This window comes from Hymenobacter amundsenii (assembly GCF_002204745.1).
Lineage (GTDB): Bacteria > Bacteroidota > Bacteroidia > Cytophagales > Hymenobacteraceae > Hymenobacter > Hymenobacter amundsenii.
Map to the genome: position 1 here is coordinate 293,884 of NZ_NIRR01000001.1, position 20,591 is coordinate 314,474.

The following is a 20,591-nucleotide window of genomic DNA, read 5'->3' on the forward strand; positions in this document are numbered from 1 at the left end:
CGCTGCTGGCCTGTAGCGCAAACCGCAGGGTCACGTCCGGGCGGGTTAGGTTTGCGTAGGTAAGCTACGGCGGCCCGGCCGCTAAACTTTCTGTCTTCTTTTTATGTCTGTAGCTACATGACTCACTTCCTGAAAAACAGCCTGGCCGCCATGTTTATCCTGCTGCTGGCCTCTTGCACCGAACGGCCCGCCGAGGCCCAGAAAACCGCAACCGCCGCTTCATCCGGCATTCGCTCCACGGCCGACGCCGCGCCCACCAACATGGCAGGCCTGGCCACGGCCGACTTCGCCGGGGGCTGCTTCTGGTGCACCGAAGAGGTGTTCGAGGAGCTAAAAGGCGTGAAGGCTGTGGTATCGGGCTACAGCGGGGGCTCCGAGGCCAACCCTACCTACGAGCAGGTGGGCCGGGGCGAAACCGGCCACGCCGAAGCCATTGAAGTGTACTACGACCCGAAAGAGGTAAGCTACGCCACGCTGGTCGACGTGTTTTTCCGGGCCGCTCACGACCCCACCACGCTCAACCGCCAGGGTCCCGACGCTGGGGCGCAGTACCGGTCCGTAGCCTTCTACCGCACACCCGAAGAGAAAAAGGCCATTGATGACGCCATTGCCCGCGTGAACGCCAGCAAACAGTACAGTAGCCCCATCGTAACGCAGGTAGTACCGTTCCAGAATTTCTGGCCCGCCGAGGGCTACCACCAGGGCTACTACCGCCTCCACCCCGAGTCGGGCTACGTGCAAAGTGTTTCGACGCCCAAAGTGGAGAAGTTTCGCCACAAGTTCCCCGAGCTGCTCAAGAACCCGCTGTAGCCGAGTTGATTACGAGCCAACTGGCTCGGGTTGCACCCAAAAAAGCCCGTTACGCTGCCCGCAGTGTAACGTTTTTTGGGTGTGCTGAATATTTATTTTTCGAATTCTGAACTTTTATGTTCGAATGTGGCACCAGGTTTGCAAACCGCCTTTTACCCTTCTGGCCAGAAGCTTATGCCGTTGTTCTGCCCATTGCCTACCCGTAGGCCGGACGCGGGGCGGCGCTCATTTTTTAGCTTCTGTGTCTTATGAAAAAGCTCCTACCCTTTCTATTGCTGCTGTGGCTGACAGCGTGCGCGCCCCGGGTCTACCTCGCCCCAAATTTCAGCCAAACGGTGCAGCCCCGCCACAAAATGGTGGCCATTCTGCCCTTCAATGTCCACATCAAACCCGCTCCGCAACTAGCGGGCATCGGCCCCCGGCCCACTCAAAAGAGCCTGGCCGAGCAGGAATACCAGACCGGACTGGCCGTGCAGAACAACGTGTTTAGCTGGTTGCTGCAGCGGGCTTCCAAGAACGATTACACGGTCGAGTTCCAGGACGTGGCCCGCACCAACACGCTGCTTCAGCAGGCCGGATTGAGCTACGAAGACGTGCAGGACCGGCCGCGTGAGGAAATTGCCCGCATACTGGGCGTCGATGCCGTCGTGACGGGCCAGCTGCTGCTCAACAAGCCGCTGCCCCTGGGCGTGGCACTGGCCATCAACGTCTTCACGCCCTATTATGCGCCTTCTGATGAAGTGCTGGCCTCCCTTAGCCTCAACGACGAGCAGGGTGGGCGGCTGCTTTGGAAGTACGACTGCAACCTGCAGGGCGGCGGCGGGACGGTTCTCACCACCCCCCAGGACCTCACCAATGCCCTGATGCGCAATGCCGCCAAGCGGTTTCCGTACCGCCGCTAGGGCGGGGGCGCTTCGCGTTTTGGGCGGCGGGCTGTATCTTGAGGGCTGAACCCACCCCCTATGCCTACTCCCGCCTTGCCCTCGAAACTGCCCGATGTGGGCACCAGTATTTTTTCGGTGATGACCCAGCTCGCCCAGGAGCACGGGGCCATTAACCTGGCCCAGGGGTTTCCCGACTACGACCCGCCTCGGGAATTGCTCGAAGCCTTGGCCCGCCACGTGCTCACGCCCGGCCACCAGCAGTACGCGCCTATGCCCGGTTTGCTGCGGCTGCGCGAGGCCATTAGCCAGAAAACGGCTCGCCTCTACGGCTACGCTCCCAACCCGGATACCGAAATAACCGTCACGAGTGGCGCCACTGAGGCGCTTTATGCCGTGATGGCGGCCGTAGTGCGCCCCGGCGACGAGGTGCTGCTGCTGGAACCGGCCTACGACCTGTACGCCCCGGCCGTGCGCCTACAGGGGGGTGTACCGGTGTACGTGCCGCTCATGCCGCCCGGGTTTCGGCCCGACTGGGACCGGGTGGCCGCCGCCCTCTCGCCCCGCACCCGGCTGGTGCTCATCAACTCGCCCCACAACCCCACCGGAGCCGTACTTTCGGCTGCCGACCTCGACGCGCTGGCCGGCCTGCTGCGCAACACAGACACGTTGCTGCTCAGCGACGAGGTATATGAGCATATGGTGTTCGATGGGGCCACCCACGCCAGCGTGAGCGCCCACCCCGAACTGCGGGAGCGGGCTTTCGTGCTGTCCTCGTTTGGCAAAACCTACCACGCCACCGGCTGGAAGGTGGGCTATTGTCTGGCCCCGCCCGCCCTCACGGCCGAGCTGCGGCGGGTACACCAGTTCATTACCTTCAGCGTGAGCACGCCCACCCAGCACGCGCTGGCCGACGTGCTACCCGATACCGCGCTCTACGACGGGCTGCCCGCTTTCTACCAGCAGAAGCGCGACTTGCTGCGGGAACTGCTCGCGCCCACCGGCTTCGAGCTGTTGCCATCGCAGGGCGGCTACTTTCAGGTGGCCGATTTCAGCGCCCTGGCCCCTGGCCTCGACGATGTGGCATTTGCCCGCCGCCTGACCGAACAGGCGGGTGTGGCCGTGGTACCGCTCTCGGCCTTCTACCACAACGGGCACGACGACCAGCTGGTGCGCTTCTGTTTTGCCAAGCAACCCACCACCCTGCAGGCAGCGGCTGAGCGGCTACGGCAGGCCGAAGCCGGGGGCGGAACGGCGGAATCCGGGACGACAAAGGGAGCCCAATTACTTCATTAGCTCCGTATTCTCAGTAATTTATCCGTGCCCTTTAGGATATAACACCTCACGTAGCCCCTATGCCCTCACCCGACCTGACCGTTTCTCTTATTCAAACCTCGTTGCATTGGCACGATCCGGCGGCCAATCGGCTGGCAATGGAGCGCCACATTGATGCCATTTCCATTGGCACCGACCTGATTGTGCTGCCCGAGATGTTCACGACCGGTTTCAGCATGGAGGCTGCTACCCTGGCAGAGTCGCCCGAAGGCCCCACCCTGGAATGGATGCGCCAGATTGCCGCCGCCCGCAACGCCGTGGTGACGGGCAGCCTAATGGTACGCGCGGCCGACCAGTACTTCAACCGCCTGCTGTGGGTGCGCCCCGACGGCTCGTGGAGCCATTACGACAAGCGCCACCGCTTTACGATGGCGGGTGAGCACAAGATATACGCCGCCGGCACTACCCGCCTGGTGGAGGAATGGCGGGGCTGGCGCATCTGCCCGCTGGTATGCTACGATTTGCGCTTTCCCGTCTGGAGCCGCAACGACCCGGCCCAGCCTTACGACCTGCTGCTCTACACCGCCAACTGGCCCGCCGTCCGCCGCACCGCCTGGATGACATTGCTGCGGGCCCGGGCCATCGAAAACCTGGCCTACACGATGGGCGTGAATTGCGTGGGCCTCGACGGCAACGGCGTCACGTACGCCGGCGACTCGGCCCTGATTGACATGCGCGGCGAGTATTTGGTGGAGGTGGGCAACCAGGAAACCAGCATCACCCGCAGCCTGCAATACGACGAGCTACACGCCTTCCGCGAACGGTTCCCCGCTCTCAACGATGCGGATAATTTTGAGTTGAGATAGAAGAACGAAGGAGAGGTGAGAGGTGAGAGGTGAGAAAAGGAACGTCATTCTGAGCGAAGGCGGAGCCGGAGTCGAAGAATCTCTACCGTTTCGTTGAACTGATAAATCAACAAAGCGGTAGAGATTCTTCGACTCCGGCTCCGCCTTCGCTCAGAATGATAGTTCCATCACACCTCCCTTCTCCCCTACTGTACCTGCAAGCGGCGCACGGTGGTTTCGCCGTTCAGGCTCCGGGCCCGAACTAGGTAGATGCCAGGCGGTAGGTCGGCGACGGAGAACTGGTGGGTGTGGGCAGCTTCCGGGGTTTCGGCGCGCACGAGGCGGCCCGTTAGGTCGAGCAGGGTTAGGCGCACGGGCTGGGCAGCTTCTACGCTGACTTGGGTAGTAGCTGGGTTTGGGTACACCCGCAATGCCAACACCGCCGCAGCGGACTGGGTGGCCGTTACGGTGCCACGCCGGCTCACGAAGCTGCTGATGCCCCCGGTTTCCTGCCCCAGAAACAGCTCCGGCACTCCGTCGCCATTTACGTCGTCGGCGGTGGGCACGAGGCGCATGTAGAAGGAGCTGCCCCAGCGGGCCGGACCGAACTGCTGGCTGAGCGCGCTGAAAAACAGATTGGTGCGCCCCTGGAAGGCGGCTGGCTGGCTGCGCAGATCGGCGAAGAAGCGGACGTTGCCGCCCGCATCGGCCGTGAGCAGGTCGGGGCGGCCGTCGCCGTCGAAGTCGGCCACGGCCGGGCTCAGGTAGCTGGGTATCTCGCCGGTGCTAGTGCGGAGCTGGCCGAAATCGTTGTTCTGGAGCACGAACCGCTGGGCCAGGTTACCCGTGCCGGTGTTGCGGTAGTAGCGCAACGGCCCGCCCGGGAAAGCGGCCGAGCTGCCCGTGATGCCCAGCAACAGGTCGGGGTGCCCGTCGCCATCTACATCGGCGAAGCAGGGCATGGCGTAGCGTTGCGGGGACAGGTTAGCCAGCATGCCGGCCGCGCTCAAATTGAAAGCCGCCGGCTGGCCCGCAGCGGCCGTATTGAGCACGTAGGTGAGCGTGCCCACGCTGCTGGTCAGGCCGAAAGCAGCGTACACCAGATCTGGCCGGCCATCCTCGTTCAAATCGACCAGCACCGGCCGCACCGAGGCCAGCCGGCGGCCGCTTAAACCCAGGTAATCATCGGTTTCAAGCCGGAAAATGGGCTGGAGGCGGGTGCCCACGTTGCGGTAGTAGTGCAGCACGGACCGGTAAGGCCCGCCCGCCGGCCCGCGGCTCACGGCGCCCACCAGCATATCCACCAGCCCATCGGCGTCGAGGTCGGCGAAGGTGGGGGCGGCCTGCTCGCTCAAATCAAGCATGCTGCTCTGCAGGAAATCGGGCTGCTCCCGCACCAGGCCGGAACCCGCATTGCGGTAGAGGAGCACCGACTGGCGGGTGTCCACAGTGTCATCATTGTCACGGTTGTCGAACAGGTTGGGCGCGATAACCAAGTCGGGCCGGCCGTCGAAGTTCACATCTGCCGGGTAGGCGGCAGGCTGGTTGGGCACCCGCGCGGGCTGGCTGTGGAAGGGGGCCGGCGCGTTGAGGCCAGCCGCCGTGAAGCGGGCCAGCGTGCGGGTACCGTCGTTGCGCAGCACCGCCAGGTCGGGGCAGTTGCTACGGCCCGCTAGCAAGTCGAGGTCACCGTCGCCATCGACATCAAAAGCGCCCAGGTTATAGCCCACTGTGTGCGTGGGCCGGGCGGGCGCGGGCCGGCACTGGTCGTCGCCGAACAGGAAGCTGGCGCAGCTATGGCCGCAGATGCGCACGCCGCCCCAGGCCCGCGAGGCCAGCTCGAAGCGGAGCGCGCCGCAGTTGTTGGCGGGGCTGATGTTGCGATAATAGTAAATGCTGGGCGTGGCAGTGCCGAACTCCGGACTCAGCACATCGGGCCGGCCGTCACCGTCCACATCCTCGATGGCCGGCATATTATAGCCACCCACCGCGATATTGATGTTGCCCCCCAGCGGACCGGGGTCGAAGTAAGTGAGCAGGTTCGTGACGAGCCGAAACGTCGGGCGGCCCTGGGTATCGGGCTCGTGGCGGAACACACGAATGTTGCTGCCCGAGGCATCGGCCGTGAACAGGTCGGGGCGGCCGTCGCAGTCGTAATCACGCAGTACCAGCCAGCTGTTGAGGTCGGCGGGGAACAGGGCCGCGTACTCGGGAGCGAATTGCCAGACCCGGCCGGTGGCGGTGGCCACGCTCAGAAAGGGCAGCACGCGGTTGGTGATGCGGTCAAACACCACTAAGTCGGGCTGCTGGTCGGCGTTGAGGTCGAGGTTGGAGAACTGGGGCGAGTTGAGGCCCCCGGCCCAGGCGTTGCGCAGCGTGTCGGTTCCCTGCACTACTTTTGCGGCGGGCCGAAACTCAAAGCCAAAACTGGCATTGTTCTGGGAGGCGGCCGGCCGGCTGCCTCCCAGGGCCACGACCAGCAGCAGGCCGAATAGTTTCCATGCGCAGTTCCCTGATAGCGCGTCCTTCATAACCAGTTTCTTTCGTTTAGGCTTCAATTTACGTACAAACCGCATGGCAGACATCGCGCCGCTCTACGACCGTTTCCAGCAAGCTACGGCCGTCAGCACCGACTCGCGCCAGCCCCAAAACGGCACGCTGTTCTTTGCCCTGAACGGCCCCAACTTCCGGGGCCGCGACTTCGCCCCAGCGGCGCTGGCAGCCGGCGCCCGCTACGCCGTGGTAGACGACCAGGAGCTGGCCGACACCGACCCCGCCCGCTACACGTACGCGCCCGACCCGCTGGTGGCGTTGCAGGAGTTGGCCCGTTACCACCGCCACCAACTGATACTGCCAGTGCTGGCCATTACGGGCTCGAATGGCAAAACCACCACCAAGGAACTGGTGCACGCCGTGCTGAGCCGGCGGTTCCGGGTACAGTACACCCAGGGTAACCTTAATAACCACATCGGCGTTCCGCTCACGCTGCTCAGCATCCGGCCCGGCGAGCACGAGTTGGCCATCATCGAGATGGGGGCCAACCACCAGGGGGAAATCGAGCTGCTCTGCCGCTTGGCCGAGCCCACCCACGGCCTGATTACCAACATCGGCAAGGCCCACCTCGAAGGCTTCGGCGGCGTAGAGGGCATCGTGAAGGGCAAGGGGGAGCTGTTCCGGTTTCTGGCGCAGGTGGGCGGCACGGCCTTCGTAAATACGCTCGACGCCCGCTTGCCTGAACTGGCCGCCCCGGTAGCCGACCGCGTCACCTACCCCGGCCCCACCGATACTTACCCGGCCGAACTACTGTCTGCCGCCCCCCAGGTAACGCTGCGCTTATTTAACGGCGACGCCGTGGAGGCCCAGATTACGGGGGGGTACAACTTCCCTAACCTGGCCGCTGCCGCCGCTGTGGGGGCCTATTTCCAGGTGCCGGCCGCCGACATTGGGGCGGCGCTGGCCGGTTACGTACCCGAAAACAACCGCTCGCAGCTCGTGCGCACTGCCGCCGCCAATGAGGTAGTCCTCGATGCCTATAATGCCAACCCGAGCAGCATGGCCGCCGCTCTGCACAGCTTCGCCACCCGCCCAGGCAACCCCGCCGATAAAGTGGTTATTCTGGGCGACATGTTTGAGCTGGGAACCGAGAGTGAAGACGAGCACCGCACCCTGGGGCAATTGGTGCAGGGCCTGCCCTTCGGCACAGTCGTGCTCATCGGTCCCGACATGGCCGCCGCCGCCGCCTTCGACTCCTCGATGCTGCATTTTGCCAGCAAGCCCGAAGCAGCCGCCTGGCTGCGCGAAAACCCACCCCGTCACCGCCAGATTCTGGTTAAAGGCTCCCGCGGCATGGGCCTGGAGAGTTTAGTGGAACTCCTCTGAATCGCGGATTAGCGCGGATTGCGCGGATTTTGCAGTCAATTGAAAATTGAAAAGCCACCTCAGTTGAGGTGGCTTTTTTGGATTTTTGCTGTTGGAGGACGCCACCACTAGGGCCGGCTACAAAATCCGTTCAATCCGTTGAAATCCGCGCTAATCCGTGATCCTAGAAGGGGCTCTCGAACTCGGCTAACGTGGGCAGCACCTGGTCTTTGGCCGAGATGGTGGGGTTTTCTACGCCCCAGTCAATGCCCAGAGCGGGGTCGTTCCAGAGTAGACCGCCCTCCGATTGGGGGGCGTAGTAATCGGTGCACTTGTAAAGAAAGAGCGTGTTGTCTTCGAGGGCCGTGAAGCCGTGAGCGAACCCGACGGGCACATAGAACATGTTGAAGCGCTCGGCATCGAGCACCACTGATACGTGCCGGCCGTAGGTAGGCGAATCGCGGCGGATGTCCACGATAACATCGAGGGCGCGGCCGGCGGCTACGCGCACCAGCTTGGCCTGGGCGTGGGGCGGCTTTTGGAAGTGCAGGCCCCGCACCACGCCCCGGTCGGAGCGCGACTGGTTGTCCTGAACCCAGTCGCCCACGATGCCGGCATCGCCCATTTTTTGGGCGCTGAACGACTCGAAAAAAGCGCCCCGGGCGTCGCCAAACACCTTGGGCAGAATTTCTACTACTCCGGGAATATCAAAGTATCTGAACTCCATACACTAGCTAAGATTGAGAATCGGCGGGGCCGGGTGGCCGCAAGTTAGGCAGATTTAGCCGCGCCCGGAACGACTTGTTGCTACTTCGGCTACCACAGCCAGGTATTTATTGAGCACAATCTGCTCGTCGAATTTGGTTTCGGCCAACTGGCGGCCGGCGCGGCCCATCTGGTCGAGGTCGGCGGCTGGCAGGCGGAGCACCTGCAACATTTTAGCGGCCAAATCCGGGGCGTCGCGGACCTGGCAGAGCAGGCCGTTTTCCCCGTCAACCACGGTTTCGCGGCAGCCGGGCACGTCAGTGGTCACGATGGGCTTGCCCATGGCGGCCGCTTCGAGCAGAGTTTTGGGCGTGCCTTCGCGGTATGAGGGCAGCACCACGCAGTCGGCCTCGCGGATGAGGGCGGCCACGTCGTCGGAGGTGCCCAGGTACTCGACGTTTCCGGCCTGCAGCCACTCCTCAAACAGGGCCCGCTTCACGCCCACTCCCCCGCTTTCATCTACCCCGCCCAGCAGCTGCACCCGGGTACCGGGCACGGCCTCGCGCACCAACCGGGCGGCTTCGAAGTACTCCTCCACGCCCTTCTCATACAGCACCCGGGCAATCATGAGGAACACGAAGGGGGTGTTGCGGTGGAACTCGGCGGCGGGCCGGAAGCGGTTGATATCGACGCCGGAGCCGGGTAGCAGGTCGGTTTTGGCCGCCGCCACCAGCCGGTTCTCCAGGAACAGTTGCCGGTCGTCGCCGTTCTGGAAAAACACCCGCTTCGGAAACTGGAACGCGAACCGGTACAGACCCAGGGCCACGGTGCTCACCAGGTTTTTCACGATGAACACCGTACCCAGTCCCGACACATTGTTGACGCTCGGGATGCCGGCCAGCCGGGCCGCGATGGTGCCGTAGATATTGGGTTTGATGGTGTACTGAAGCACCACATCGGGCCGTTCGCGACGGTAAATGCGGTAGAAGCGGCGGGTGAGGGCAGCATCCTGGAGGGGGTTAGTGCCCTTGTTTTCCATTAGAATGGGCACGAACCGGCAGCCCAGCTCGGTTTCCAGCCGCGCCGAGTAAGCGTCGGGGGGCGCGATGGCCAGCACCTCGTGGCCGGCCTCCTGCAAGGCCCGCACGAGGCTGCGGCGAAAATTCCAGATATTCCAGGCGGTGTTGATAACGATGGCGACGCGCATTCGGGGGCAGAGAACGGTAAGTTGGTTGCAAAGGTAGGCGGCCAGGGCGCAGGGGCCAGCGGAAAAATACCCGGAGTGCTTTCGGACGAACCGCCGACTCCTTTCCGCCGCTCAGATTGTTATCAGTCCTGAACGGGCCCAATGGCTCGCCCAATGCCAACCTGTTTACTTTTGCGCATGTCCCGATTACTTACCACTCCTTTTTGTAGCCTCCTGGCCTTGGCCATTCTGCTGTTACTAAGCGCCTGCGGCTCGGACCCCGACGCGCCCGAAACTGCGGCCGTCGCCCCATTGCCACCCGCCGCCGTTGCCGCCGCAACGCCATCCGAAGCCGACGATGCGACGGCCTTGGCCACCGGCGAAACCCTGTTTGCCCAGAATTGCGCCCTCTGCCACGGGGCCAATGGCAAGCTCGGCCTCAATGGGGCCCACGACCTCACCAAGAGCAACCTCAACGCCGCAGGCCGCACGTATATGGTCGTCAATGGCCTCGGCAAGATGCCATCCTTTAAGGGCCAGCTCACCGAGGAACAGATTCAGCAGGTGGTGGCTTACTCGCTTACGCTCCAGTAAGCCGTATTATCCTACTGCGCTACTTTGGCCGTATGCTACTATGGCCCCCAGCTTCGGCGGCGGCTTCGGCCAGCCGGCCGGTTCATTTATAACTTCTCTTTCCGATGGCAAATAAACCTAGTCCCAAAAGCAACAACGGCGGCAAAGCCCAGAACAGCACCCGCCACCCCGGCGCCGTTGATGGCGTGAAGGGCCGGGCCGGTCGCATTCTAACCAAAGCCGCCGCCAACGGCACCTACGACACCAGTACCGACGAAGAAACAGCCGTGCTGGTGGCAGTGCCCGACAAGCGCCAGGCCGATGCCCGCACCCAGGAATACCTCGACGAGCTGGAATTTCTGGCCGAAACGGCCGGGGCCAGCGTAACCAAGCGCTTCATTCAGCGCCTCGACAAGCCCGACATCCGCACGTTCGTGGGCGAGGGTAAGCTGGCCGAAATCAAGGCCTACGTGGAGCACACCGGGGCCAGCATGGTCATTTTCGATGACGACCTCTCCCCCTCCCAACTGCGGAACCTGGAGGCCGAGCTGAAGGTGAAAATCGTGGACCGGAGCCTGCTCATCATCGATATTTTCGCCCGGCGGGCCAAAACGGCCACCGCCCAAACCCAGGTCGAGTTGGCCCAGTACCAATACCTGCTGCCCCGCCTGACGGGCCTTTGGAGCCACTTGGACAAGCAGCGCGGTGGTGGCGTTTCGCAGCGTGGACCGGGTGAAACGGAAATCGAAACCGACCGCCGAGTGGTGAACGACCGAATTGCCCTCCTGAAAGAGCGCCTCAAAGACCTCGACCGCCAGAGCCAGACCCAGCGCAAATCGCGCGGCGGCACGGTGCGCGTAGCTTTGGTGGGCTACACCAACGTGGGCAAAAGCACGATTATGAACTTGCTGAGCCGGGCCGACGTGTTTGCCGAAAACAAGCTCTTCGCCACCGTCGACTCGACAGTGCGCAAGGTGGTGCTCGACACTACGCCCTTTCTGCTCTCCGACACGGTAGGGTTCATCCGCAAGTTGCCCACCCGCCTCATCGAGAGCTTCAAGAGCACGCTCGACGAAATCCGGGAGGCCGACCTGCTGGTGCATGTGGTGGATATTTCCCACCCCTCGTTCGAGGAGCATATGGCCGTGGTTGAGGACACGCTCAAGGACATTGGGGCAGCCGACAAGCCGGTGCTGGTGGTCTTTAATAAGATTGACAAGTATGATACCGGCGAGGCTGCCTACCATGATGGGTTCGAGGGGATGAATGCCGACGAAAATGCCCCTGCTCCGCGCCCTAGCCTGGAGCAGTGGCAGGCTACCTATATGGCCAAGTTGCACAACCAAGTGGTGTTCATCTCGGCCCAGGACCGCACCAACCTCGACGAGTTGCGGGCCCGGCTGATGAAGCTGGTGGCGGCTATTCATAATGAGCGCTACCCTTCCGTGCAGCCCATTAACTACGATGAGCAGGAGGGCTGGCAGGAATAAACCCGCCCTTTTCCTGGAAGACCAGGCCGCCGTCGCGGGCAGAATGCTGACCTCACCGTTAGCGTTCGGCCCGCCCGACGGCGGCTTTGTTATGAGCACGTGCTACTGGTTTTCACTTTTTCAAATGAACGCACTATTTCGTTACGGAATCGTTGATTTCAAAATAAAACTATTGTCAATTCCGTAATTTATCCGACCTTGATGAAGCAATAATGAATTTTTCTCTTTTCCACCCTCTTCAAAGCCTTCTTATGAAAAGAACTTTCTACTCGCTTGCTCTGGGCCTGACTAGCCTGACAATGATGCCTTCCGCTTCGGCCCAGAATGGTAACGTAGGCCGCCTGACAGGGAAATTCGTTCAGCCGGCAAATGGCCGCCAGTGCGCCGCCATGGAGGTGCTTGACCGCCAGTTGGCCACCGACCCGCAGATGGCCCAGCGCATGGCCGAAATTGAGGCCCGTACCAGCCGCTTCGTCGCCAACCCCGTGGCCAACCGCGCCGCCTTAACCGGTCCGGTAACCATCCCGGTAGTCGTGCACGTGCTCTATAATACCAACGCCGAGAACGTGTCTGACACTCAGGTGCAGGCCCAGATCAATGTGCTCAACCAGGACTTCGCCAAAACCAACGCCGACGCCTCGCTGATTCCGGCCGCATTTGGCAGTGCGGCTGCTTCCACCAATGTGCGCTTTGCGCTGGCCAAGCGCGACCCCAACGGCGCAGCTACGAACGGTATCATCCACAAATCGACCCGGGTGAAATCGTGGAGCACCAACGATGCCATGAAGCAGTCGAAGCGTGGCGGCGACGATGCCTGGGACACGTCCAAGTATCTGAACATCTGGGTTTGCGACCTGGGCCAGGGCTTACTAGGCTATGCTCAGTTCCCGGGCGGCGCGGCTAGCACCGACGGCGTAGTGGTACTGTATTCCTCGCTGCCCGGCGGTACCGCCGCTCCTTACGACAAGGGCCGCACGGCAACCCACGAGGTAGGCCACTGGCTGAACCTGCGCCACATCTGGGGCGATGCCAGCTGCGGCAACGACCTGGTAAGCGACACGCCCACCCAGCAGACCAGCAACTACGGCTGCCCCTCGTTTCCGAAGGTTACCTGCTCGAACGGCCCCAACGGCGACATGTTCATGAACTACATGGACTACACCGACGACGCCTGCATGTATATGTTCTCTAATGGCCAGTCGTCGCGCATGGACGCGCTGTTTGCCAGCGGCGGTGCCCGCGCCTCGTTACTGACCTCGACTGGGGCCACCGCTCCGCTGGTAGCTACGACGGCCGTCGAAACCCTGACCGTGTTCCCAAACCCGACCAGCGGCCAACTCTCCATCCGCACCGGCCTCAACACGCCTGCTATCGGCTGGCAGGTGAAGGTATATGACCTGCGCGGCCTCGAAATGCCCCAGGCCCGCACGGCAGCGACCGGCACCCTCGACGTATCGGGCCTGCCCACCGGCCTTTACCACTTGGTGCTGACCAACGGTAAATCCATCCAGCACCAGAGCTTCCGGAAGGAGTAGTCTTCCCAGCTGCCTGAAATGCAACGCCCGCTCCGGTTCTGCCGGGGCGGGCGTTGCGTTTCTGACCAAATCATTTGCGAGAGGCACTAATATAATTAGGGCTTTATTATGAAAATAATTATATAAGCACCGATATGTTCAATTGTTCTTAATAATTTTATGCTTTCGCGCCCTTTTCCCCACAACCTCACACACCTACCGCTCACCCTCATTTCCTTCCCAATCAACCTACACGCATGAAAAAAACCTTTTACTCGTTCATACTGGGGGCGCTTGCCTTCGGTGTAACCCACCAGGCCCAGGCCCAGAATCCGGACCAGCGCGGCTGCTCGACAATGGAGGTACTCGAACGCCAACTGGCCGCCGACCCTACCCTAGCTCTGCGCCTGCGTGCCATTGAGGCCCAGACCCGCGACTTCGTGGACAACCCGGTAGCCCAGCGCACCGCCGCTGCCGTGACGATTCCGGTAGTAGTGCACGTGCTCTATAACACAACGGCCCAGAATATCTCCGACGCCCAGATTGCCTCCCAGATTGCGGTACTCAATGAGGACTTCAACAAGCTTAACACCGATGCCAGCAAAACGCCCGGCGCTTTCGCCGGCCGGGTAGCCAACGTGGGCATTCAGTTTGTGCTGGCCAAGCGCGACCCTAGCGGCAACACCACTACGGGAATCGAGCGCAAGCAAACGTCCACTACGTCGTGGTCGGACGATGACCGCATCAAGAGCGCAGCTACGGGCGGCCTAGGGGCCTGGCCCGCGGGCCAGTACCTCAACCTGTGGGTAGGCAACCTTGGTGGGGGCCTGCTCGGCTATGCCCAGTTTCCGGGCGGCGGCGCCAGCACCGACGGCGTGGTCATTACGACTTCGGGCTTCGGCCGCGGCGGTTCGGCGGCCTCCCCCTTCAACCTGGGCCGCACGGCAACCCACGAGGTAGGCCACTGGCTGAACCTGCGCCACATTTGGGGCGATGCCAGCTGCGGCAACGACCTAGTAAGCGACACGCCCACCCAGCAGACCAGCAACGGCGGCTGCCCCTCGTTTCCGAAGGTTACCTGCTCGAACGGCCCCGACGGCGACATGTTCATGAACTACATGGACTACACCAACGACGCCTGCATGTACATGTTCTCTAATGGCCAGTCGTCGCGCATGAATGCGCTGTTTGCCAGCGGCGGTGCCCGCGCCTCGCTGCTGACCTCGAACGGTGATGTAGCCCCCGGTGGCACCACCCCGCCGCCTGCCGTTGCTTACTGTGCCAGCAAGGGTACCAACGTAACCTACGAGTGGATTGACTACGTGAAGCTCGGTTCCATTGCGCGCACATCGGGCAAAGACGGTGGCTACTACAACGGCACGGCTACCAGCACCTCGCTGCCCGCCGGCTCGTCGCAGACTATCAACTTCTCGGCCGGTTTCGCCTCCACGGCCTACACCGAGAACTGGAGGGTTTACATTGATTACAACCAGGACGGTGATTTCGGCGACGCGGGCGAAACCGTGGTGTCGGGCTCCTCGGCCAGCACCGGCACGCTCAGCAGCACCTTTACGGTGCCGGCTTCCGCCAAGAGCGGAGCCACCCGGATGCGGATTGTAATGAGTGATGCGGCAGCCACCACCAGCTGCGGCAGCTACAGCTACGGCGAAACCGAAGACTACACGGTTAACATCAGCGGCGGTGCCCGCCTCGATGTATCGGCGGCCCAGCTTGGCTACCGCATCTACCCCAACCCGGCCACCGATGTGCTCAACATCGAGATTCCGTCGGCTATTGATGCCAGTGCCGTTTCGGTACGCGTGTACGACCTGCGCGGAGCCGAAATCACGACGGCCCGCTTCGAGGGCTCGATGCTGCAAGTGGGCCAGTTGGCCCAGGGCATTTACCTACTCCGCATCAGCGACGGGCAGCACGTTTCGCACCACCGCTTCGTGAAAGAGTAGCCAGCTTCGCAAAAGCAGAAAACCCAACGCCCCTTCTTCCTTGCGGAGAAGGGGCGTTGTGCTTCAGGTACCCCGCGCCGGCCAGACACGGCTCAGCTTGTGGCGGTGGCGGCGGGCAAAACCTTTTCGGCTAGCCTTAGTAAAGAGGCCTTCCTACCTAGCTTGCTGCTGCCCATGAAAACGTTGTACCTAATGCGCCACGCCAAGTCGAGCTGGAGCTTCGACACGCTCAACGACCAGGAGCGGCCGCTCAACGACCGGGGCCGCGATGATGCCCCGCTGATGGGCCAGGCCCTGGCCGAGCGCGAAGTAGAGCTGGACCTGATTGTGTCGTCGCCGGCGGTGCGGGCCCTGAGTACGGCCGCGCTGGTGGCCAAAACCCTCAACCATTCGCCCGAACAGCTCCGGGTTATCGAGGCCATTTATGAGGCTGACGTACACGACCTGCTGGCCGTTGTGCAGGGCCTACCCGATGAGGCTGCCGACGTGCTGCTGGTGGGCCACAACAACACGCTCACCGATTTTGCCAACACCCTCTCCCCCAGCGAAATTCCGTCGATGCCCACGGCCTCGATTGTATGCCTTAAGTTCAAAACCGACCATTGGGCCGAGGTGGCACGCAACAACGCCGAGTACTACTTCTTCGATAAACCCAAGAACTATTGATCTTTGGGCTTTTACCTTGAGCTTTTAGCTGACAGCTGTTGGCTGATAGCTCTCTTTCAAACTCGTCTGGCACAACCAGCTGTCAGCCCAACGGCTAGCCGCTATCGGCTTTCAGCTAATAGCTCAGACTCAACAAGCGCAACCAAAATGTCCGACACCAAACAGGCGCAGCCCCAGCTGCTGGACCGCGAACTAAGCTGGCTCACCTTCAACCGTCGGGTGTTGCAGGAGGCCCAGAACCCGGCCGTACCGCTGCTGGAGCGACTTAAGTTTCTGGCTATTTTCAGCAGCAACCTCGACGAGTATTTCAAGGTGCGCGTGGCTACGTTGCGGCGGTTGGTGAAGCTCAAGAAGAAAACCCGGGCCAAACTCGGTCAGGAACCCGCCGACCAGCTCCGCGACCTGCTCGAAGAAGTGGGCCGCCAGCAGCAGGAGTTCGGCGACACGTTCCGCAACCACATCCTGCCCGAACTGGGCCGCGAGCGGATTCACCTGATTGCTGAGCACGACCTCACCGACGAGCAGCGGACGTGGGTGCAGGCGTACTTCCGCGACAACGTGCGCGACCTGCTGACGCCCATTATTCTCGACGACAACCTGCACCATCTGTTCCTGCGCGACCAGAGTGTGTACCTGACTTTCTACCTGACCGAGCCCGCCAACGCGGCCAAGCACGACGCGGAACGGGTGGTAGTGATGGAGCTGCCCACCAAGCGCCACGGGGGTCGCTTTGTACGCATGCCCGACATCGGCGAAGAGCATTACGTTATGTTCCTCGACGACGTAATTCGCTGCTGCGCCGCGGAGCTGTTCGACAAGTATGGCAAGGTGCAGGTACACGCCGTGAAACTCTCGCGCGATGCCGAGCTCGACATTGAGGAGGAAGTATCGGACAACCTGCTGGCCAAGATCAAGAACAGCCTGCAGAAGCGCGAAACCGGCTTTCCGGCCCGTTTGCTCTTCGACCCCAACATGCCTGGCGAGGTGCTGCGGGCCATCCGCCACAAAACCGGCATCGGGAAGGAAGAGCTGGTGGAAGGTAGCCGCTACCACAACTTCCGCGACTTTTTCGGCTTCCCCGATTTCGGGCTCGACCACCTGCAGTACGTGCCCATGCCGCCGCTGCCCCACCCCACCCTGCCGCGTACCGGCTCGCTGCTGGCAGCCGTGGCCAAGCGCGACCACCTGCTCACCCCACCTTACCAGTCGTTCGACTACGTGACGCGCCTCATCAACGAGGCCGCCAGGGACGCTCAGGTGAGCGACATCAGCGTGACGCTTTACCGCGTGGGCAGCAAGAGTGCCGTGGCCAAAGCCCTGCTGAAAGCCGCCAAAAACGGTAAGCAGGTGACGGTAGTGGTCGAGCTGAAGGCCCGCTTCGATGAGGAAAGCAACATGTTTTGGGCCGAGAAGCTACAGAAGGCCGGAGCCAACGTCATCTATGGCATTCCGGAGCTGAAGGTGCACAGCAAGCTGCTGCTCATCACGCGGGCCGAGGAAGGCCATAACAAGCTCTACGCCTACCTGAGCACCGGCAACTTCAACGAGCAGACCAGCCAGGTGTACGCCGACCACGGCCTGTTCACGGCCAACCCCGAACTGACCGGCGAGGTGGCCCAGGTATTCCGCTACTTCCACGACCGGCTCGATAAAACCGGCTCCTTCGAGCACCTGCTTGTTGCGCCCTTTGAGCTGCGCGAAAAGCTCGAAGCCCTCATCGACCACGAAATAGCGCTGGCCCGCCAGGGAAAGGAAGCCTACATCATTCTCAAGCTGAATGCTTTGCAGGATGAGCGCATGATTCTGAAGCTTTATGAGGCCAGCGAAGCCGGGGTACGGATTGAACTACTGATTCGCGGGATTTCGTGCCTCGTGCCCGATTTGGCCGGCCAGAGCACCAACATCCAGCAGCGCGGCATCGTCGACCGTTTCCTGGAGCACGCCCGCCTGTACGTGTTCGGCAACGGGGGGCAGGAGAAGGTGTACGCTGCCTCCGCCGACTGGATGAACCGCAACCTCGACCGGCGGGTGGAAGTGGCCTTCCCGATTCTGCAGGACGATTTACGGGCCCAGGTGCGCCACATGCTCGATTTGCAGCGCCAAGACAGCGTGAAGTCGCGCGACTGGCAGAACAACTTCGTTGGACCAACCCTCGACGCGGCGGAGGCTACCGGTGAAACCCGCGCCCAGTTCGATACCTACGCCTACCTCAAACAACTTGCCAGCAAGAAGCGCTGACTGGGGCCAGGGCACAGAGCACCGCAACTGGCTAATTGAAATCCCAAAAACGAGCGTCCCTTCCTTTGAAGGAGGGACGCTCGTTTTTTAACTGCTAGGACGCTTGCCCAGGCGGCTACGTTGCCGATACTGTCTGCATTTCGTGGAGCCACTGCTCGGCCTCGGCTACCGTATCGAACACCTGAATATCGAGGCCCCCGGCCAGGTTGGCCTGGCGTATAGCAATGGTTTCGGCTATCAGGGTGGAGGGCTGGGGCACGTGAGCCACGTAGCGCAGGCCCAGGCGGGCCGCCTGGGGAATCCAGACCCGGCTCAGCCAGTCCATCGAGTCGAACCAGGGGCCGCTGACGCCGCTGTTGTCGTTGAGCAGGAAGGCGCAGTGCCGCTCCTGCTCGACCTGCAGGAACCGTTCGGCCCCGTTGTAGGCTTCGATGGGGTCGATGTAGCCCAGCCAGACGGCTCGCAGCCAGCCGGTAGGCTCCTCGAAATAGAGCGTGCAGCTGCTGCCGTCGGTTAAGTCGGTATGTTTAGAAACTTGCATAAGGAAGGAGGGGAAGGGAGGGACAGGTAGAGCAGACCTAAGACGGACATCGGCGGGGTGGAGGTTGCTACAGTTCAGGTTGGAATAGTACCTTTTTTTTACGCCGGCGCAAACATACTATTTTTCGATTTTGGTGAGTTTTGACTCATTCCTTCCAGCTATTTGCCAGGACTACACCATTCGTTGCCACTCGCGCGCTGCCCGCAGAACGTAAACATAAGGGCAGCCACAGCGTTTTCTGCTCATGCCCCCGTTTACTTCGCCCGACAACGCATCCTACACAGTCAGCTACCGCTCCGATTTGAACGTGCTGGTCATGCGCTGGCTGCGCCCCAATACGCTGGCCGAAACCCAGGTTTCGTACCAGCACCTGCTGGCTCTGGCCCACGAACACACCTGCGCCAACTGGTTGCTGGATGGGCGGCGCGATGGGCCGCTGGTGCTGGAAACCGCCCAGTGGCTCGGCCAGCAATTCCTGCCCGATGCGGCGCGGCAGTTAACCCCTCAGCTTTTGCGCCTGGCCGTGTTCAGCTCGCCCGCCCGTTTCGAGCAACGCCTGGTCGATATGGAAGTAGCTGCAGTCGTGGCCGAAGCTACCGCAGCCACGCAACCTTATCAGACGTCGCTTTTTCTCGATGAGGGCAAGGCCCTGGCCTGGTTCTCAGAACCTCAGTAACGCGTGGGTAATAGTGCGCATACATCTAAAAGCAGCGCTACTCAATTGAGCAGGGGCGCTGGCTTTTAGATACCTTTCGGCCGGCAATCAGCCTTTTGCCTAGCGGCCGCCCGCCGTCTTGTTCAGGAATTTGCGCGGCGGAACCAAGAAAATTTCGACACTCACGTAGGGCACCGTACCGAGGTTGTTGGTCACGAGGCGGTTGCGCGAACCGCTGAAGAGCTGCGGGAGCGTCCGCTCGTTGCTGGCCGCGTCCACGGCGTTGAAGTTCACGTTGTAGCGGTATCCGCCCTCCAGGCCGAACCAGAGGAAATCGTAGATTTCGCGCTCCAGGCGGAGGCGAAGTTTCAGCTCCGTTTCGCGGATGATGAGCGTCTGCAACCCATTGGCCAGCGGCTCGCGCAGCTTGATGTTGTAGTTCATGCCATCGACGGTATAGCCACCGAAGAGCAGGGTTTTAGGATTGACGTTGCGGCGCACCGACACGCGGGCCGGAAACAGCGACTCGACTCCCCACCGCTGATTGAAGGTGTGGTTATAAAGAATAACTGGGTAAATGCTCTGCCGCCCGAACGTGTAGCCAATTTGCGCTCCCACGCCCCAGGCTAAGTAGGGGCTGCGCTTCCAGCCGTAAATAAACTCGCCCGACATCTTTAGGTAGTCACTCACGTTGAGCTCCGATGACGTGTAGTCGCCGTTCAACTCGCCCTTCACGCGGGCAATGTACCAGTGCACCTCATCAACGGGCCGGATAACGGCCAGTTGGGCGCCCAGGGTTTTGAGGCCTTTGTCTTCGAGGTTACGGTAGAAAGAGGATTTGTCGGGATCCTGGAACTGAAACTCCTCGCGGTCATAATTGAAGCCCAGGATAACTTTAAGGTGGGGGTTGTTCCAGGCCGGAATGTAGCCTTTGATGAAGGCCCGGCGGTTTTTAGTAACCGTGGTATTGGCTTTTGTTACCGGTTCCTTGTCGCGAATTTCGGAGTCGATTTTAAAGTCTGCCAGTCCTTCGAGGTGGGCCACAATGCCTTTGCTGGGCCCCTGCCCTACCACCGAAGGCACGGCAAACTCCTGCCGCTGGCCTACTTGGTTGGCCTGGACCGTGTCGGAAGCCATGGGCGCGGGGGGCGGGTACACGGGAGGCGTAGCGGGGCGAACCTGAGCCTGGGCGGTACCGGAGATGGCCGTAACCAAACAAGCCGTGGCCAGCGAGGTAACCAGGAAGCGGCAACGAAGCGAAAAAAGCGACATACGAGGGGATAGCAAAAAGCGGGAGAAGTGGTTGCTAAGGGCCTTAACGGGGATAGGGCGCAAAAGGATAACGACAGGCTTATACTGCGCCGCCAAACCAGCGCCAAAACCGCGCTGC

The 20,591-nt window shown here is 61.7% G+C and carries 17 protein-coding genes; 12 read left to right on the forward strand and 5 right to left on the reverse strand.

The window, feature by feature from the left end:
* Nucleotides 1–117 precede the first annotated feature (117 nt).
* From msrA to CDA63_RS01315, 4 genes are all read left to right on the forward strand, one after another.
* Complete coding sequence (gene msrA, locus CDA63_RS01300; protein WP_088462634.1) at nucleotides 118–810, forward strand: peptide-methionine (S)-S-oxide reductase MsrA; 693 nt, start codon at nucleotides 118–120, stop codon at nucleotides 808–810.
* A gap of 248 nt (nucleotides 811–1,058) precedes the next feature.
* Nucleotides 1,059–1,712 carry a hypothetical protein gene (locus CDA63_RS01305; RefSeq protein WP_088462635.1) on the forward strand — a complete coding sequence of 218 codons (654 nt, stop codon included), beginning with the start codon at nucleotides 1,059–1,061 and terminating at the stop codon, nucleotides 1,710–1,712.
* A gap of 60 nt (nucleotides 1,713–1,772) precedes the next feature.
* Nucleotides 1,773–2,987 (forward strand): methionine aminotransferase, encoded by a 1,215-nt coding sequence (locus CDA63_RS01310; protein WP_088462636.1) that lies wholly within the window; start codon nucleotides 1,773–1,775, stop codon nucleotides 2,985–2,987.
* Nucleotides 2,988–3,046: 59 nt separating this feature from the next.
* Nucleotides 3,047–3,832, forward strand: a complete 786-nt coding sequence (locus CDA63_RS01315; RefSeq protein ID WP_088462637.1) for an amidohydrolase — start codon at nucleotides 3,047–3,049, stop codon at nucleotides 3,830–3,832.
* A gap of 185 nt (nucleotides 3,833–4,017) precedes the next feature.
* On the opposite strand, the gene CDA63_RS01320 is transcribed toward CDA63_RS01315, so the two are convergent.
* Nucleotides 4,018–6,342 (reverse strand): FG-GAP-like repeat-containing protein, encoded by a 2,325-nt coding sequence (locus CDA63_RS01320; RefSeq protein ID WP_165768140.1) that lies wholly within the window; start codon nucleotides 6,340–6,342, stop codon nucleotides 4,018–4,020.
* A gap of 43 nt (nucleotides 6,343–6,385) precedes the next feature.
* On the opposite strand from CDA63_RS01320, the gene CDA63_RS01325 reads away from it, so the two are divergent.
* Nucleotides 6,386–7,690, forward strand: a complete 1,305-nt coding sequence (locus tag CDA63_RS01325) for a UDP-N-acetylmuramoyl-tripeptide--D-alanyl-D-alanine ligase (RefSeq protein ID WP_088462639.1) — start codon at nucleotides 6,386–6,388, stop codon at nucleotides 7,688–7,690.
* A gap of 163 nt (nucleotides 7,691–7,853) precedes the next feature.
* Here CDA63_RS01325 and rfbC read toward each other — a convergent pair whose 3' ends face one another.
* Together rfbC and CDA63_RS01335 are read right to left on the reverse strand one after the other, a co-directional pair.
* Nucleotides 7,854–8,396 carry a dTDP-4-dehydrorhamnose 3,5-epimerase gene (gene rfbC, locus CDA63_RS01330; protein WP_088462640.1) on the reverse strand — a complete coding sequence of 181 codons (543 nt, stop codon included), beginning with the start codon at nucleotides 8,394–8,396 and terminating at the stop codon, nucleotides 7,854–7,856.
* 54 nt (nucleotides 8,397–8,450) lie between these two features.
* On the reverse strand, nucleotides 8,451–9,581 hold the full coding sequence (locus tag CDA63_RS01335) for a glycosyltransferase family 4 protein (protein WP_088462641.1): 1,131 nt from the start codon (nucleotides 9,579–9,581) through the stop codon (nucleotides 8,451–8,453).
* A 177-nt stretch (nucleotides 9,582–9,758) separates the two neighbouring features.
* On the opposite strand from CDA63_RS01335, the gene CDA63_RS01340 reads away from it, so the two are divergent.
* From CDA63_RS01340 to ppk1, 6 genes are all read left to right on the forward strand, one after another.
* A complete protein-coding gene (locus tag CDA63_RS01340; RefSeq protein WP_088462642.1) occupies nucleotides 9,759–10,154 on the forward strand; it encodes a c-type cytochrome in 396 nt (131 codons plus the stop codon).
* A gap of 104 nt (nucleotides 10,155–10,258) precedes the next feature.
* Nucleotides 10,259–11,623: a GTPase HflX gene (gene hflX, locus CDA63_RS01345; protein ID WP_088462643.1), complete on the forward strand. Its 1,365-nt coding sequence runs from the start codon at nucleotides 10,259–10,261 to the stop codon at nucleotides 11,621–11,623.
* A 251-nt stretch (nucleotides 11,624–11,874) separates the two neighbouring features.
* Nucleotides 11,875–13,158: a M43 family zinc metalloprotease gene (locus CDA63_RS01355; protein ID WP_165768141.1), complete on the forward strand. Its 1,284-nt coding sequence runs from the start codon at nucleotides 11,875–11,877 to the stop codon at nucleotides 13,156–13,158.
* A 236-nt stretch (nucleotides 13,159–13,394) separates the two neighbouring features.
* Nucleotides 13,395–15,101, forward strand: coding sequence for a GEVED domain-containing protein (locus CDA63_RS21700; RefSeq protein ID WP_165768142.1), 1,707 nt, complete (start codon nucleotides 13,395–13,397; stop codon nucleotides 15,099–15,101).
* Between the two features lie 174 nt (nucleotides 15,102–15,275).
* On the forward strand, nucleotides 15,276–15,767 hold the full coding sequence (locus CDA63_RS01365; protein WP_088462788.1) for a SixA phosphatase family protein: 492 nt from the start codon (nucleotides 15,276–15,278) through the stop codon (nucleotides 15,765–15,767).
* Between the two features lie 147 nt (nucleotides 15,768–15,914).
* Nucleotides 15,915–18,005: a polyphosphate kinase 1 gene (ppk1, locus tag CDA63_RS01370; protein ID WP_088462645.1), complete on the forward strand. Its 2,091-nt coding sequence runs from the start codon at nucleotides 15,915–15,917 to the stop codon at nucleotides 18,003–18,005.
* Nucleotides 18,006–18,120: 115 nt separating this feature from the next.
* On the opposite strand, the gene CDA63_RS01375 is transcribed toward ppk1, so the two are convergent.
* Complete coding sequence (locus CDA63_RS01375) at nucleotides 18,121–18,546, reverse strand: hypothetical protein (RefSeq protein WP_088462646.1); 426 nt, start codon at nucleotides 18,544–18,546, stop codon at nucleotides 18,121–18,123.
* Nucleotides 18,547–18,790: 244 nt separating this feature from the next.
* Here CDA63_RS01375 and CDA63_RS01380 point away from each other — a divergent pair, with 244 nt between their 5' ends.
* Nucleotides 18,791–19,222, forward strand: a complete 432-nt coding sequence (locus CDA63_RS01380) for a hypothetical protein (protein ID WP_088462647.1) — start codon at nucleotides 18,791–18,793, stop codon at nucleotides 19,220–19,222.
* 99 nt (nucleotides 19,223–19,321) lie between these two features.
* On the opposite strand, the gene CDA63_RS01385 is transcribed toward CDA63_RS01380, so the two are convergent.
* Nucleotides 19,322–20,473 (reverse strand): DUF6268 family outer membrane beta-barrel protein, encoded by a 1,152-nt coding sequence (locus tag CDA63_RS01385; RefSeq protein WP_088462648.1) that lies wholly within the window; start codon nucleotides 20,471–20,473, stop codon nucleotides 19,322–19,324.
* Between the last annotated feature and the right edge of the window lie 118 nt (nucleotides 20,474–20,591).